At 41.3% G+C, this 14,468-nt stretch carries 9 protein-coding genes; 1 reads left to right on the top strand and 8 read right to left on the bottom strand.

The genetic code is table 11. The features are described from left to right. Window positions 1-76: 76 nt before the first annotated feature. The 5 genes from zwf to tkt all read right to left on the bottom strand — a co-directional run bounded on the left by zwf (window position 77) and on the right by tkt (window position 6,890). Window positions 77-1,591, bottom strand: coding sequence for a glucose-6-phosphate dehydrogenase (zwf, locus tag FDK13_RS21315; RefSeq protein ID WP_137342043.1), 1,515 nt, complete (start codon window positions 1,589-1,591; stop codon window positions 77-79). Window positions 1,592-1,630: 39 nt separating this feature from the next. Then, complete coding sequence (gene gnd / locus FDK13_RS21310) at window positions 1,631-3,055, bottom strand: NADP-dependent phosphogluconate dehydrogenase (RefSeq protein ID WP_137342042.1); 1,425 nt, start codon at window positions 3,053-3,055, stop codon at window positions 1,631-1,633. Further along, a complete protein-coding gene (locus FDK13_RS21305) occupies window positions 3,052-3,681 on the bottom strand; it encodes an HAD family hydrolase (protein WP_137342041.1) in 630 nt (209 codons plus the stop codon). The genes gnd and FDK13_RS21305 overlap by 4 nt, the downstream gene beginning before the upstream one ends. A gap of 10 nt (window positions 3,682-3,691) precedes the next feature. After that, entirely contained in the window at window positions 3,692-4,792 is a 1,101-nt protein-coding gene (tal, locus tag FDK13_RS21300; protein ID WP_137342040.1) for a transaldolase, read from the bottom strand. 85 nt (window positions 4,793-4,877) lie between these two features. After that, window positions 4,878-6,890 (bottom strand): transketolase, encoded by a 2,013-nt coding sequence (gene tkt / locus FDK13_RS21295; RefSeq protein ID WP_137342039.1) that lies wholly within the window; start codon window positions 6,888-6,890, stop codon window positions 4,878-4,880. 672 nt (window positions 6,891-7,562) lie between these two features. Here tkt and FDK13_RS21290 point away from each other — a divergent pair. Then, complete coding sequence (locus tag FDK13_RS21290) at window positions 7,563-7,859, top strand: hypothetical protein (RefSeq protein WP_137342038.1); 297 nt, start codon at window positions 7,563-7,565, stop codon at window positions 7,857-7,859. 64 nt (window positions 7,860-7,923) lie between these two features. On the opposite strand, the gene FDK13_RS21285 is transcribed toward FDK13_RS21290, so the two are convergent. The 3 genes from FDK13_RS21285 to FDK13_RS21275 all read right to left on the bottom strand — a co-directional run bounded on the left by FDK13_RS21285 (window position 7,924) and on the right by FDK13_RS21275 (window position 14,429). Next, window positions 7,924-9,702, bottom strand: a complete 1,779-nt coding sequence (locus FDK13_RS21285; RefSeq protein WP_137342037.1) for a RagB/SusD family nutrient uptake outer membrane protein — start codon at window positions 9,700-9,702, stop codon at window positions 7,924-7,926. A gap of 19 nt (window positions 9,703-9,721) precedes the next feature. Continuing rightward, window positions 9,722-13,240, bottom strand: coding sequence for a SusC/RagA family TonB-linked outer membrane protein (locus FDK13_RS21280; RefSeq protein ID WP_170982870.1), 3,519 nt, complete (start codon window positions 13,238-13,240; stop codon window positions 9,722-9,724). A gap of 208 nt (window positions 13,241-13,448) precedes the next feature. After that, window positions 13,449-14,429, bottom strand: coding sequence for a FecR family protein (locus FDK13_RS21275; protein ID WP_137342035.1), 981 nt, complete (start codon window positions 14,427-14,429; stop codon window positions 13,449-13,451). Window positions 14,430-14,468: the final 39 nt, after the last annotated feature.

Raw genomic sequence — 14,468 nt, 5'->3', positions numbered from 1 at the left:
TTCTTTTTTAATAATAGAAAAATAGGGGAGAGCTGATTTCAGCTTTCCCCTATTTGCTTTTTGACTAATTATTATTTTATTTTTTGCTCTTGATAGGCAAAGTAAACCAGTGAAAGCCATCTCGTGCGATCAGTGCCTCTGCGATTTCCGGTCCCCATGAATCTGCTGAATAATTCGGGAAGTTCAAACTTTTTCGTCCCTGCCACGCATTTAGAATTGGCATGATCAGTTCCCAGGCGGTTTCCACCTGATCACCGCGCATAAACAAAGTCTGGTCTCCAAGCATCGTATCCAAAAGCAACGTTTCATAAGCTTCCGGTGCTTCGGTTGTGTACGTTCCTTTGTAATCAAAAACCATATCAACGGCATTCAGATACATATCCAGTCCCGGGCGTTTAGCCTGAACCTGCAAACGAATGCTCATTTCGGGCTGAATGCTGATGATGAGACGGTTTTGCTGCCAGCTTTCATTTGCCTCTTTCGGGAAAACCATGTGAGGAACATCCTTGAACTGAATGGTAATTACCGAAGCAGACTGATGTAATCTTTTTCCGGTACGCACATAAAAAGGAACGCCCTGCCAGCGCCAGTTGTCTACAAAAAACTTGATCGCAGCAAAAGTTTCAGTATTAGATTCTTTGTCTACATTTGGTTCTTCGCGGTATCCGGGCACTTCTTTTCCTTTCATCCATCCGCTTCCATACTGTCCACGAACAGCAGATAAACGTACATCTTCCGCTGTAAATTTCCGCATCGCTTTCAATACATCTACTTTCCGGTTACGGATTTCGTCCGCATCAAAACTTACAGGAGATTCCATCGCAACCAGACAAAGCAATTGAAGCAAGTGATTCTGGATCATGTCACGCATCGCGCCTGAACCATCGTAATAATCACCGCGTTCTTCAACGCCCAATTGTTCGGTAACAGAAATCTGTACGTGCTCGATATAATTCCGGTTCCAGATTGGTTCCAAAATTGCATTGGCAAAACGGAAAGCCATAATATTCTGAACCGTTTGCTTACCCAGATAGTGGTCAATACGATAAATCTGTTTTTCATCAAAAATGCCCGAAAGCAATTTGTTCAATGAAACAGCAGAGTCAAGGTCATGGCCAAATGGTTTTTCAATAACGATTCTGGTTTTTTCAGGATCTTCGGCCAGATTACTTTTTGAAATATTTTCAGCAATAATCGGGAAGAAATTTGGAGATACGGCCAGGTAATAAATTACATTCGCCTCTGTTCCCCACTCTGCATTATGCGCAGTAATTCTTGAACCAAATTCCTTATACGTTTCGTGATTGTTAATATCAGAAACCTGGTAATGAAGATGTTGAGAGAAATCAGCCCACTTATCATCTTTTGCTTTACCACTTCTTGAAAATGAATTTATTCCTTCAAGAAGTTTTCCTTTAAAATCATCATCAGAAAGCGGAGTACGGCCAGTTCCTATAATAGAAAATTGGTCGGGCAACCAACCTTCCAGGTATAAATTATATAAAGCGGGGGCCAGTTTTCGTGAATTCAGGTCACCGGTACCGCCAAAAATAATGAATATGGTCGGTTGTGATTTAATAGTTGAATACATGATGTCGTTAGTTTAACGGACTAATTTTAAAATTTCCGGTTAGTTTTTTGGAACCCATTGTGTATGGAAAACACCTTCTTTCCCAATTAGTTCGTAGGTATGTGCGCCAAAGAAATCCCTCTGTGCCTGAATCAGGTTTGAAGGCATTCTTTTGCTGCGGAAAGCATCAAAATAGCTTAATGAAGCAGCAAAAGCAGGAACAGCAATACCACTGGAAACCGAAGTGGAAATGACAGACCGAACACCGGAAATTGTTTCATTTACAGTTTTAGCAACACTTTCGTCCAAAAGCAAATGAGCAAGCTCATTATCCTTTTCATAAGCATTGTAAATATCATTCAAGAAAGCCGAGCGGATAATACATCCACCACGCCAGATCTTAGCGATTTCTGAAAGATTCAGACCATAATTATATTCAACTGACGCGTTGGAAAGCATTTGCATACCTTGCGCATAGGTGATGATCATGGCGAAATAAAATGCTTCTTCAAGTTCAGCTAAAAATGCGTCCTGATCTACATCCAGTTTCGCAGTTTCAGCATTACTATAAAGAGTCGCTGCCTTTTCACGAAGTGCTTTGTATTTTGATAGATCACGCATCGCAACCGCTGTATCAATTGTAGGAATTGGCGATTGTAAATCCATTGCAGCCTGGGAAGTCCATTTTCCGGTTCCTTTTGCTCTGGCTTCGTCTTTGATATCATCCAAAAGCAAATGATCAGTACCAGGTGCTTTGTATTTGAAAATGTCTTTTGTTATATCAATCAGGAATGATTGCAGACGGCCTTCGTTCCATTTTTCAAAAAGTTTTTGGATCGAATCGTCATCCAGTTTCAAACCGGTTTTCAGGATTTCGTAAGTTTCTGAAATCAACTGCATTAAGCCGTATTCAATGCCGTTATGAACCATTTTAACAAAATGGCCAGCTGAACCTTGCCCGATATACGTGACACAAGGTGCGCCGTCCACTTTTGCAGCTATCGATTCCAGAATGGGCTTCATAACACTGTAAGCTTCCTTATCACCGCCAGGCATAATGCTTGGTCCTCTGCGTGCACCTTCTTCTCCACCTGAAATCCCCATTCCGAAGAAATGATAACCCAGATTTTCAAGATAATCGACGCGGCGGTTGGTATCAACAAAGTGTGAATTTCCTCCATCGATCAATATATCGCCTTTGTCTAAAAGGGGCAAAAGTTCTTCAATTACACTGTCAACGATTTTACCGGCCGGAACCAGCATCATCACAGCGCGCGGCGTGGTAAGGCTGGCGATGAATTCTTTGACATCACTAAATCCTTTCACTTTTATATCCTTGCCTTCTTCTTCAAGCAAGGTACCTTTTGTTGCATCTTTATCATATCCTGCGCCGGCAAAGCCATGGTCGCCAATATTAAGAAGTAAGTTACGGCCCATGGTACCAAGGCCGATCATACCAAAATTATATTTTTGCTGATCACTCATGATTGTGGAAATGTTTCTTTTTTAAGATCTTCAAGAATTTGTTTCGTGGACTCGAAACCAGTGTGGTGAAAGGCCCGTATTCCTAATTTCTGTGCCGTGGTGGTAAACATGATCCTGTCGTCAAAGTAGACGCATTGCTGTGGAGTTGCCTGGGCTATACCCATCGCGATATTGAAAATTCCAGGATTAGGTTTGCGTATTTTCACTTCACAGGAAGAAATGAATGCGTCAAAACACTGGTGCAATTTAAATTTGTGAACACGATAATCGTTTAATTCTTTTCCTTCATTATTAATGGAAATAACACGGAAGCCGCAGTCTTTTTTCCATTCTTTAAGCCATTGCAGCATATAAGGCAGTTCGACAGATTGCGAATATATGAATGCTTTGAAATCTTCGCGTGCAAAATCGCGGGGATGATTGAAAATTACGGTGTCTAGATATTCGTCTAATGTAATACTGCCGATTTCATATACGTTGAAAATGAAATTATGAAGCACATTCACTTCGTCATAATCCAGCCCGAATTTTTCTGCTGCCATTTTGCGGGATTCGTGCCCCCAGCCATTGCTGAGGAGCACGCCACCGATATCAAAAAACAGTATTTTAAGATCAGTACTTTCCATTAGTTACAAATTAGCTGACTTTGGATTTTTGTTCTTCAATAGCTTCCAGTAATTTTTGGAATGGCTTATTAAATTTATCAATTCCTTCTTCTTCCAGCTGTTTTGTAATGGCATCGATATCAATACCGGCCACTTTAATTTTTTCAAGGATCTCGGTCGCTCCGTCAAGATCATCTTCCAGACGGCTTGCAGGATCGCCGTGATCACGATATGCTTCCAATGTTTCCAACGGAATAGTATCAACGGTATCAGGACCGATCAATGCTTCAACATATTTTGTATCCTTGAATGCAGGATTCTTGCTGCTTGTACTTGCCCAAAGCAAACGCTGTGGAACCGCACCTAAATCAGCCAATTTTTTCCAGCGTTCAGTACTAAATACTCTTTTGTAAATTTCGTATGCTTTTTTAGCCGAAGCAATTGCAACTTCGCCTTTCAAATCACCAAGACCTTTTTCATCCAATAGCGGATCAACCAAAACATCAATACGGCTCAGGAAGAAACTTGCAACAGAAGAAATTTTATCAACAGGTAAACCTTTTGCAGCTCTTTCTTCCAAACCTGAAATGTAAGCTTCTGTAACTGCTTCGTAACGGTCAAGTCCGAAAAGCAAAGTAACATTGATGTTCAAACCTTCACTGATTGTTTTTTTGATCGCGGCAAGTCCTGGCTCAGTTCCGGGAATTTTGATCATAACGTTCGCTTTATCAACTTCTTTCCAAAGTTCCAGCGCTTGTTTGATCGTTCCATCTGTATCCAGGGCAAGGAAAGGAGAAACTTCAAGACTTACGTATCCATCCGAACCAACAACTTCTTCGTCATAAACCGGTCTCAACAAATCACAAGCCAGTTTAATATCCGCTACGGCAATACCGAAGAAAATTTCTTCATTTGTTTTATCGCCTTTTGATAATTCACTGATATCTGCATCATAGTCAGAACTGCTGCTGATCGCTTTTTCGAAAATTGCAGGATTGGAAGTAACACCTCTCACGCCATCTTCTTCAACCAGTTTTTTTAAATCACCTGAAAAAATAATCTTGCGATCAATAAAATCCAGCCAGATGCTTTGACCGAAGTCGTGTATTTGTTTTACCTTATTAGTAGCCATAACCAACTTTTATTTGAATTATTAAATTTACTGTTCAATTATATAATCAAAAACAGCCCAAATCGACTGTTTTTGATGTTTTAGCTTATTTGCCTAACAAAGCTTTCGCCTTATTAATTACATTTTCAATCGTAAAACCGAAAACTTTATACAATTCTTCTGCCGGTGCCGACTCGCCGAATGTATGCATTGCTATGATATCCCCTTCGTCGGTAACGTACTTGTGCCATCCCAAAGGCGAGCCCGTTTCAACTGCCAGACGTTTTCTAATTGCTTTTGGAAAAACCTCCTCTTTGTATGCATCGTCCTGTTTTTCAAACAATTCCCATGATGGCATACTCACTACGCGCGCTGCAATTCCTTCTTCTTTTAGTTTGGCCTGCGCGGACATAATCAGCTCGACTTCTGAACCTGTGGCAATCAAAATCACTTCCGGCGTTTCATCTGAATCAGAAAGGATGTAAGCACCTTTTTCTAACTGTGTAGCCTTGCCATATTTTGTCTGATCAAGAATTGTTAATCCCTGGCGGGTGAAAACGAGTACTACCGGTCCGTCTTTATGTTCCAATGCAACTCTCCATGCCTCAGCCGTTTCATTGGCATCCGCCGGGCGAATTACGGTAATATTTGGAATAGAACGCAGGGAAATTAATTGTTCAACGGGCTGGTGCGTGGTTCCGTCTTCTCCCAGTCCGATGCTGTCATGTGTATAAACAAAAATCGGTCTGATTTTCATAATCGCAGCCAGACGGATAGGAGGGCGCATGTATTCGGAGAACATCAAAAAAGTTGCTCCGAATGGAATTACCCCTTTTGTCAAAGCCATTCCGTTCAAAGCAGATCCCATCGCGTGTTCCCTGATTCCGAAATGGAAATTGCGCCCGTCTCTTTTTTCAGGAGTAAAAGAATCAAATTCTTTCAGATTGGTATCAGTTGACGGAGCCAGATCCGCGGCACCTCCAATGAAGTTAGGAAGACTAGACGCAATAGCGTTCAACACTTTTCCGGAAGCCTGGCGGGTTGCCATTTTCTTATCAGAAACTTCGAAAACCGGCAGATTGTCTTTCCAGCCTTTTGGTAATTCTCCTGTTTTTGCCAATTCGTATTCGGCAGCAAGCTCAGGGAATTTTTCTTTGTATTCACTGAAAAGTGTATCCCATTTCTTTTCTAGTCCGGTTCCTTTTTCTCCCACAGCTTTATAGTAAACGGCTACTTCGTCAGGAATTGTAAAGAATTGTGCCGGATCAAAACCAAAGAATTCTTTAACGAGTTTTACTTCGTCAGGCCCAAGCGGAGATCCGTGAGAACCAGCAGTATTTACTTTATTTGGACTTCCGTAAGCGATCTGAGTTCTTACTCTGATCAATGATGGACGATTTTTTTCAGCCTTTGCATTTCTTACTGCAATAATTAATGCATCGACATCATTTCCATCCTCCACAGCCTGAACGTGCCAGTTGTATGCTTCAAAACGTTTTCCTACATCTTCGGTAAAAGCTATATCGGTAGCGCCTTCTATCGAAATATGGTTATCGTCATATAAATAAATGATGTTACCCAGTTCCAGATGACCTGCCAGGGAAGCAGCTTCCGAAGTAACGCCTTCCATCATATCTCCATCACTGCAGATTGCGTAAACGTTATAATCGAAAATCTCATAACCCGGCTTATTATAACGGGCAGCCAAATGTTTTTGTGCTATTGCAAATCCTACGCCGTTGGCAAAACCTTGTCCAAGCGGCCCGGTAGTTACGTCAATTCCAGGAGCCAGTCCGTATTCCGGATGTCCGGCGGTTTTACTATTAAGTTGTCTGAAATTTTTAAGATCGTCCAGGGAAAGATCGTAACCTGTAAGGTGTAAATAACTGTATTGCAGCATACAGCCATGTCCTGCTGATAATATAAACCGGTCACGATTTGCCCAGTCAGGATTTTTGGGATTATAGTGCATATAATGTGCCCATAATACGTGTGCCATCGGCGCTGCGCCCATTGGCATTCCAGGGTGCCCTGAATTCGCTTTTTGTACTGCATCTACGGATAAAAGTCTGGCCGTATTAATGCCTAGCTGTTCAATTTCCTTTGTATCTGATCCCATTTTACACTATTCTATTGGTTAAATAAATCGATGAAATGGTTGTTTTACGCTTATAGCAATAAGTGCTTCAACGTCCCGTATTCATCATTTTTAAGTTTATTTTTAGTTATGTTGTCAATAAAAAATCAATTTACCAGACTTGCCACGGAATTCCTATCATAATTTGCAAAGACTTTATGTATAACTAACATGCCAGAGAATCGATGCTGCTAATCAATCAAATAAGTTTTTTCTTACAGATTATAATGTCATTAAATATTTGAAATCTCCGGCGACCGTTAAAAGCTCATTAGTTACCAATTTCAAAATTGCCGTATTAATAAGATCAGGCCAATAGATGATTGACGGAATGTGATGTATATATCCTCGTTTGGTTAATCGATTGTATTGATTTTTGAGTCAAAAAAATAGTTATGAAAAAATTTCCTTTTGTTTGGTTAGCAAACAAAAGGAAATATGTAAATTCACATATCGAAGAATGGATTTATTTAATGTGTGAATGTATCTGGCAGCTTTGAGGCAACTTCTTCGGGATAAAACTGAGGAGATGAGTGAAAGTGAACGATTAAGAGTCTGGACTGCAATAGAAAAAATCCAGGACCTTATTGAAGAATTAGAAAAATTGAAGTGAGTCTGTTTATAATTTAATTTTCCCGTTTAACAACTCTTTGTATGGAATCAAAAACCGAATTATCCAAGGAAATTGAAGAGCTTTTGTCTTCTGGGGATGTCGCTATAAAACAAGCTCAGTCTTACCTGATTAGTCAGGGGAAAGTTATTGATTTGTCGGATTGGGTAACAATTAAGGAATATTGTAACCGGTTTAACATAAAAAATATTGAAACGGTAATCAACTGGATAAATCGTGGAATTGTGCCGGCTGAAAATGTTAAAGTAATTGAAGAGTTTAACAACACAAGGCTTATTAAATCTATACCTTATAATTTAAAAGCTGTAAAGGCTGGATAGTATTGAGACAAAAATCCCCTTGTCAATAATTTGACAAGGGGATTTTTGTCTCAATCACTTCAACTTAATTATACCCCGGATTTTGTTTAAGTTTAGCCACTCCACCCACTACACTCATATCGATCTGATATTGAGGAATAGGGTAGTAAACATTTTTGCTGTTGGTAAATTTGGCTCCGTTTAAATCAGTTGTAATTTTAGATTCGTAAGAGAAGAAACCGTTCAACTTCTGGTCAGCAATTCCCCAGCGCACAAGATCAAAAAAGCGGTGTCCTTCCATAGCAAGTTCAATGCCCCGTTCAAAGTAGATTGCCTTCAAAGCATAATCTTTACCTCCGCCAGAAAATTTACCTGCCGGATATGTTTTAATAGAATAGTTTGCTGCCGGTTTATCGGAAAAGCCTGCCATAGGATTCGATTCATCAAGATATTGATAAAGCCATCCTGATGGTTTTGCCGCTCTTGCTCTTACCAAATTAACATAATCCTCTGCCTTTTCAAGACTTCCTGCGTTTGCCTCTGCTTCCGCCGCCATCAGCAGAACATCAGCAAAACGGATCACCAGTACATTGATCGCATTTCCCGGTGCCCAGGAACTAAGATCTGCGTAAATATCCTGATTTTTCTGTCTGTGAATATTTTTTTTAGGAGCATATGGTCCTGCATAAGCCTGATCCCGAACCCAGTCCATTCCAGGATAAAGTCCCCAGTCATGATAAGGAATATCTCTGCGGCCAACGGTCCAGTCCAGACGCGGATCAAGCGTTCCGGCATCAGGTGTGAAAGGAGTGGAGGATGTTAGGCCCATGTCATTTTTTACCGGATTGCTGTTGGAGTCGTCAATTAGGGGCAATCCGTTTGCATCTGTCCTAAATGAATTTACAAGAGCCTGGGATGGCTGATAAAATCCGCAGCAGCTAAAAGGAGCTCCGGTGCCATATGGAAAATTAAGCATTCCGCCCATATTCGCACTGTAAATGTCAAGTGTTCCGTCATTTGCCACCATTTGAATAGCAAAAACAGATTCTGCATTGTTCTTGGTTGAGGCGTCGAAGTTGTCCTTGAATTCCACCAGACTATATTTTAATCCGTTTGATGTTACACCGCTTGCGATGACATCAGTAAAAACAGGAATGGCCAATGCAAATTTCTTTTCATAAAGATAAGTTTTGCCAAGATAGGCACCGGCAGCCCATTTGTTTACACGTCCAACCTGCGATTGTGTTGCCGGTAAATTCTCGTAAGCAAATTTTAAATCGGCCTCAATCATCGGCCAGATATCGACATCGTTTGGCTGGTTGAAATCCGTAGTGGTTTCATCAATCCAGGGAACCATGTTCCACATTTTTTTCAATTCAAAATAATAATGTCCACGAAGAAAACGTGCCTGTGCTTCAACGGGTGCTTTTTCTGCTTCCGGAAGATCTTTCACCAATGCCAAAACTTTTAGGACCGTGTTGGCCCGGGTAACACCTTCATACAAAGCTTTCCATTTAGTATTAAAAAAACCATTGTCTGCACCCGAGGTGAAAGTCGCAATCGCCGCAATCGGTGTCTGGTCGCCGCCGTCACTTCCTTTGTGCGCGTCGCCTGCGGCTACTGCGCCATATATCCAGTTGTCAGGTGCAGACTCCCAGCCGCTGCCTCCGGTGAAATCTCCCTGACCGTCCAAGGCACCATATGTGCCTGTTAAAAGTGCATCAAGTCCTTTTGCATTTGCCAAAACATCATCTCCCAATGCTCCCTGGACTGGCTTATCCAGAAAATCGTCCTGACATGCCTGCAAGAAAAGCAGAGAAATGATCAAACAAAGAGTGGCTATATAGTTGAATATTTTTTTCATATCTGTCGCTCTGATCAAGTTAAAAAGTTAGGTTAATACCCACAGTATATTGGCGTGATGAAGGGTAAGAACCTTCGTCCAGACCAATGACAGTCTGGCTATTGTCGCTGTTTCTGCTTATTTCCGGGTCAAGTCCCGAATAACCTGTGATTGTAAACAAATTGGTCGCCTGAAGATAAAGCCGAAGTTGCTGAACCTTGATTTTTTTCAAAAGTCCTTGCGGAAATGTATAGCCTATCTGAATGTTCTTGGCGCGTAAATAAGATCCATCTTCAACAAAATAAGAGTTAGGAACATTGATCGTACTAAAAGAACTGGCGTTTTCCTGGATCGGTGCTTTTGCGTTATGGTTTTCAGGCGTCCATGAGTTGTAGAGAGCCGTTTTGCTTTTTGCTCCTGAACGCGATGAGTTGAAGTCTGTCCACCACAAGGTCTGGTTCCACACTTCATTTCCCTGAACGCCGTAAAGGAACATACTGAAATCGAAGTTTTTGTAATTAAATGCCAGGTTTAAACCATAACTGAAATCAGGATTTGGATTACCCAGCATGGTCCGGTCGGCAGAAGAAATCAAGCCATCGCCATTGGTGTTCGCGTAACGGAAACGTCCTAAGGCTGCACCTTCCTGATACACCGCATCCGGGTTTCCGGTTTGCTTGATTGCTGTTGCATTTGCCTGATCAATTTCCTCCTGCGAATTCCAGAATCCATCTACTTTGTATCCAAAAAACTGTCCAATAGAATTGCCGACCTGATTTCTGACAATCGAAGCACCGTCAAATCCACGACCTTCCAGATCGAAATAATTCGCACTGTTTGTTACTTTTAAGATCTTATTATTATAGGTTGTAAAGGTTAAAGTCGCATTCAGTTTCAAGTCTTTGGCCAGATCAAATCGTGAATTAACCTGAAGATCAATTCCTTTGTTTTTCATTTGTCCGATATTCACAAAAGGGACACTTCCTCCTCCGGCAGTTCCTATCAAAGATGGGTTGAAAAGAAGATCTTTTACTTCCTTGATATAATAATCGGCGATGATGTCCAGTCGTCCCTTGAAGAAAGTGGCGTCAACACCAATGTTGGTACTTACGTTTTTCTCCCAAACGGCATTCGGATTTCCAATCTGCGATTTTTCAAAACCTTCCAAAGCACCTGAGCCGCCGGTTCCGTTCAAGTCATAATAAGAACTGCGGCGATTGGAGCCATAAGTTGTGAAAGCGTTACCTGATCCCACGTTGATCTGGTTGCCCATGACACCGTAGTTGACACGTAGTTTCAAATCATCCAGCCAGGAAATTCCTTTCATGAAGTTTTCCTGGGAAATGCGCCAGCCTGCGCTTATGGCCGGAAACGTTCCATATCTTTTATTGATGAATTTGGAAGAACCATCACGGCGAATTACTGCGCCAAAAAGATACTTATCTGCATAAATATAATCAACACGGCCTAACAATGAATATAATGCATCGCCAGAACGGCTGCTTTTATTACTTCTTGTTCCGGAACCGGTCGAAAGGTTCATGTAATTTGGATCGAAAGAAAAATATCCCTGGGTACTTCCACCTACATCATAACCTTTACTGTTGTAACTTTCAGTACCTGCTACGACTGTAAGCTCATGTTTGCCCATACTCTTGTGGAAAGTAACAAGATTTGACCAGGTCCAGTTGTAGCCCGAATAAGCGTCTTCCGAATACGTGTTTGTATTACTATTTTCTTTGTTTTCGTAAGTTGGGAAGTCGAAGCTGTTGGATCTTCCTGAATAATTTTCACCACCAAAACTGGAACGGAATGTGAAATATTTGAACATATCAAATTCAGCGAAAACATTTCCGAATAGCCTGTTGCTTAATCCTTTGTTGTATCGTGTGCGTTCACGCATTGCTACCGGATTAAAAGCATCACCCATGCCTGAAGCGCGGCTTCCGGCATAATTACCCATAATGTCGTGAACTGGCACAATAGGCTGCATCCTGAATGAAAAGGCAATGGCAGAACCACCGTCCGATAAAGTGCTTCGCGGATTGTCGCTGATAGAGTAAGCCAGATTTTCACCAATTCTGATATGCTTGCCGATGTTATACTGACTGTTTGATCTAAGAGTATATCTTTTCAGGTATGTATTGGTAAGTGCTCCTTGCTGGTTGAAATAATTCAAAGAGAAAAGATAATTTCCCTGATCGCTTCCGCCGCTCAATGAAATATTATGACTCGTTGACGGCGCTTTTTTAAAGATCTCATGAAACCAGTCTGTTCCTGTTTTATTTGCTTTAACAATCTGGTTAAACGTATTAAAATCGTCAACGGAAGTATAATTTGGATTTACATAATAAAGTGACGGATCCGTCCCGGGATCTCCTTCTTTGGCACCGGTTGGCAGAATGTAGTCTGGTAAAACAGGCGTAGCGTCATAACCATACTGATCGTCACCAACAGTTAAACCAGAATTTTTCTGAACCTTGAATTTAAGTTGTGCCTGTTCAAGCGGAGACAATGTGTTCCAGACATTTCCGCCAGGAGGTGTTTGCATTCCGTAATAGGCAGTATAATTTACTTTTACTTTATCTTTTCCTTTTTTGGTTGTAATAATGATGACACCATTTGCGGCACGGGAACCGTAGATAGAAGCTGATCCCGCATCTTTCAAAACTTGCATAGAACCGATGTCATTTGGGTTCAAATCCGAGATCGAAGTTGTTGGAACTCCGTCTACTACATAAAGAGGAGCATTATTTCCAAAAGTATTAATCCCACGGATACGGATTTGAGGAGATTCTCCCGGCTGACCTGATCCTAAAATCGTAACTCCGGAAGCACGTCCCTGCAACTGGCTCGTTACTGTTCCACTTGGTGTTTGATTCAATTGTTCAACATCAACTACCGAAACTGCACCGATCAAATCCTTTTTACGCTGCGAACTATAACCGGTTACGACAAGTTCAGAAAGTGTCGAAACATCCGGTTTCAATATAATATCCACAACCCCGCGCGATCCGACCATTACTTCCTGACCCATAAAACCGATGAAACTGAAAATCAAAATCGATTCGTCGCCCGGAATATTGATCTGGTAATTTCCTTCCACATCGGTCATGGTTCCCTCATTGGAACCTTTCAATCGGATGGCGACAGAAGGAAGCGATTCTCCCTTTTCATCGGTTACCTTTCCTTTTACCAAACGGATGTTTACCTCTCGTGAAAGATTTTTTGCCTCCTGGATCTTTTCAGCTTTTGTCTTCTCAGTGATACCGATCATGCTGCCTACCTGCTTGAATTCCAGAGAAGTTTGTTTTTCAATTAACTTCAATATGTCATTCAGCGGCAGCCCCATTGCATAAAGCGTGACTTGCGGAGTATTTCGAATCAGCTTTTCATCGAAAGCGAAAGTAACGTGGGCCTGTTGTTCGATCTGTCGTAACACAGTTTTGACCCGTGTCTGCCGTACATCCATATGTACGTGCTGGGCTTCACTGGGGCTGGCCGCCAGTAATGCCGCGGTCAATAGGTTAATGCCTAAAGTTAGCGTAGAAATGCGCATACATTTTTTCAATAAGGGGAGTCCCTTACGATAATAATTCACCATATTTGTCTGATGTTTAATGATTAACCTGTTAAACGTTACCCCTTCTGACTGTTGATGGTTCGAAGCATTGCACAGCAGGAGAGGATCTCATTCCGGGGACATTTGCAGTGTTCCCGGTTTTTGTTGATTGTACTTTCCTTGAAAGCCAACCCGATTTTAGTTGTTATCTGACTACGATGGTGCTGTCGTTTAGTTGGGAATAGTTAAATTTCTTAGAAAAACCGATAACTTTCAGTACATCTGTTAAAGGTTGATTATCAAGCGTAATGGATATTTTCTCTTCTTCCAGTGCTTTATTTTCCACAATAATATGTTGGTTATATTTTCTTTCGAGTGCATGGAAAACCTCTGAAAGTAACTCGTCTTCTAGTACATTCTTATTGTCTTTCCAAGGTGCGATGGCCGGAGAACTAATTTCGTTGATTGTAATCTCTGATTTTTTGTTCTGAACAATGATCTGTTTATCCGGAAGTAACATTACGGCTGGTTTTCCGGGCTGGTTGTGAAGTGTTACGCCAACTTTTCCGGATTTTACAGAAACCTTGGACTGTCTGTCGTTGTCATAAGCTTTTACATCAAATGAAGTTCCAAGAACAGTCACATCAAGTGTTTTTGTTCGTACCACAAAAGGACGTTTAGATTCATGAACGACGTCAAAAAATGCTTGTCCGTTAATCAGTGTTACTTCCCGAAGTTTCTGGGTAAAAGTTTTTGGGAATCGAACCGTAGATCCTGAGTTAAGCCAAAGTTTTGAGCCATCGGAAAGTTGAATGGAAATTGTCTGGCCAAATGGCGCATGAACCATTTGTATGACGTTTTCGGGAACCCGATGTATTTTATTCCAAGCGAATAAAGCAAGTGTTATAACGGCCGCGGCAGAAGCAGCCCATATACTAAGCCTGCGAAATAAACCGTAGGAAATCGGTATTTCGTCAGCCTCATTTTTGGGCAGGCTATCTTTTAAATTGCGTAAAATGTTTTGCTTTAATTGCTCAGCTGTTTCATAGGTTTCAGAAACAATAATTTCTGACTCATCTGATAACGCGGTTTTATCATACCAGCTGTGCAGTAGATGTTTTTCTTCCTCACTTGCCGTGCCGTCAAGAAATTTTTGAGCCAGTATTTTCAGATACTCTTGATTCATGCTTATCCGGGATTAATCCTCTGTTAAGCATAGAGTAGG

Origin of the sequence: Dyadobacter frigoris, from assembly GCF_005280585.1 — a bacterium.
Taxonomy (GTDB): domain Bacteria; phylum Bacteroidota; class Bacteroidia; order Cytophagales; family Spirosomataceae; genus Dyadobacter; species Dyadobacter frigoris.
This window is presented reverse-complemented; position numbering and strand designations above follow the sequence as displayed.

Bases quoted from the DNA above. Each gene is read 5' to 3' on its own strand.
- zwf (WP_137342043.1), bottom strand. From the start codon at position 1,591: ATGTATTCAACTATTAAATCACAACCGACCATATTCATTATTTTTGGC.
- gnd (WP_137342042.1), bottom strand. From the start codon at position 3,055: ATGAGTGATCAGCAAAAATATAATTTTGGTATGATCGGCCTTGGTACC.
- FDK13_RS21305 (WP_137342041.1), bottom strand. From the start codon at position 3,681: ATGGAAAGTACTGATCTTAAAATACTGTTTTTTGATATCGGTGGCGTG.
- tal (WP_137342040.1), bottom strand. From the start codon at position 4,792: ATGGCTACTAATAAGGTAAAACAAATACACGACTTCGGTCAAAGCATC.
- tkt (WP_137342039.1), bottom strand. From the start codon at position 6,890: ATGGGATCAGATACAAAGGAAATTGAACAGCTAGGCATTAATACGGCC.
- FDK13_RS21290 (WP_137342038.1), top strand. From the start codon at position 7,563: ATGGAATCAAAAACCGAATTATCCAAGGAAATTGAAGAGCTTTTGTCT.
- FDK13_RS21285 (WP_137342037.1), bottom strand. From the start codon at position 9,702: ATGAAAAAAATATTCAACTATATAGCCACTCTTTGTTTGATCATTTCT.
- FDK13_RS21280 (WP_170982870.1), bottom strand. From the start codon at position 13,240: ATGCGCATTTCTACGCTAACTTTAGGCATTAACCTATTGACCGCGGCA.
- FDK13_RS21275 (WP_137342035.1), bottom strand. From the start codon at position 14,429: ATGAATCAAGAGTATCTGAAAATACTGGCTCAAAAATTTCTTGACGGC.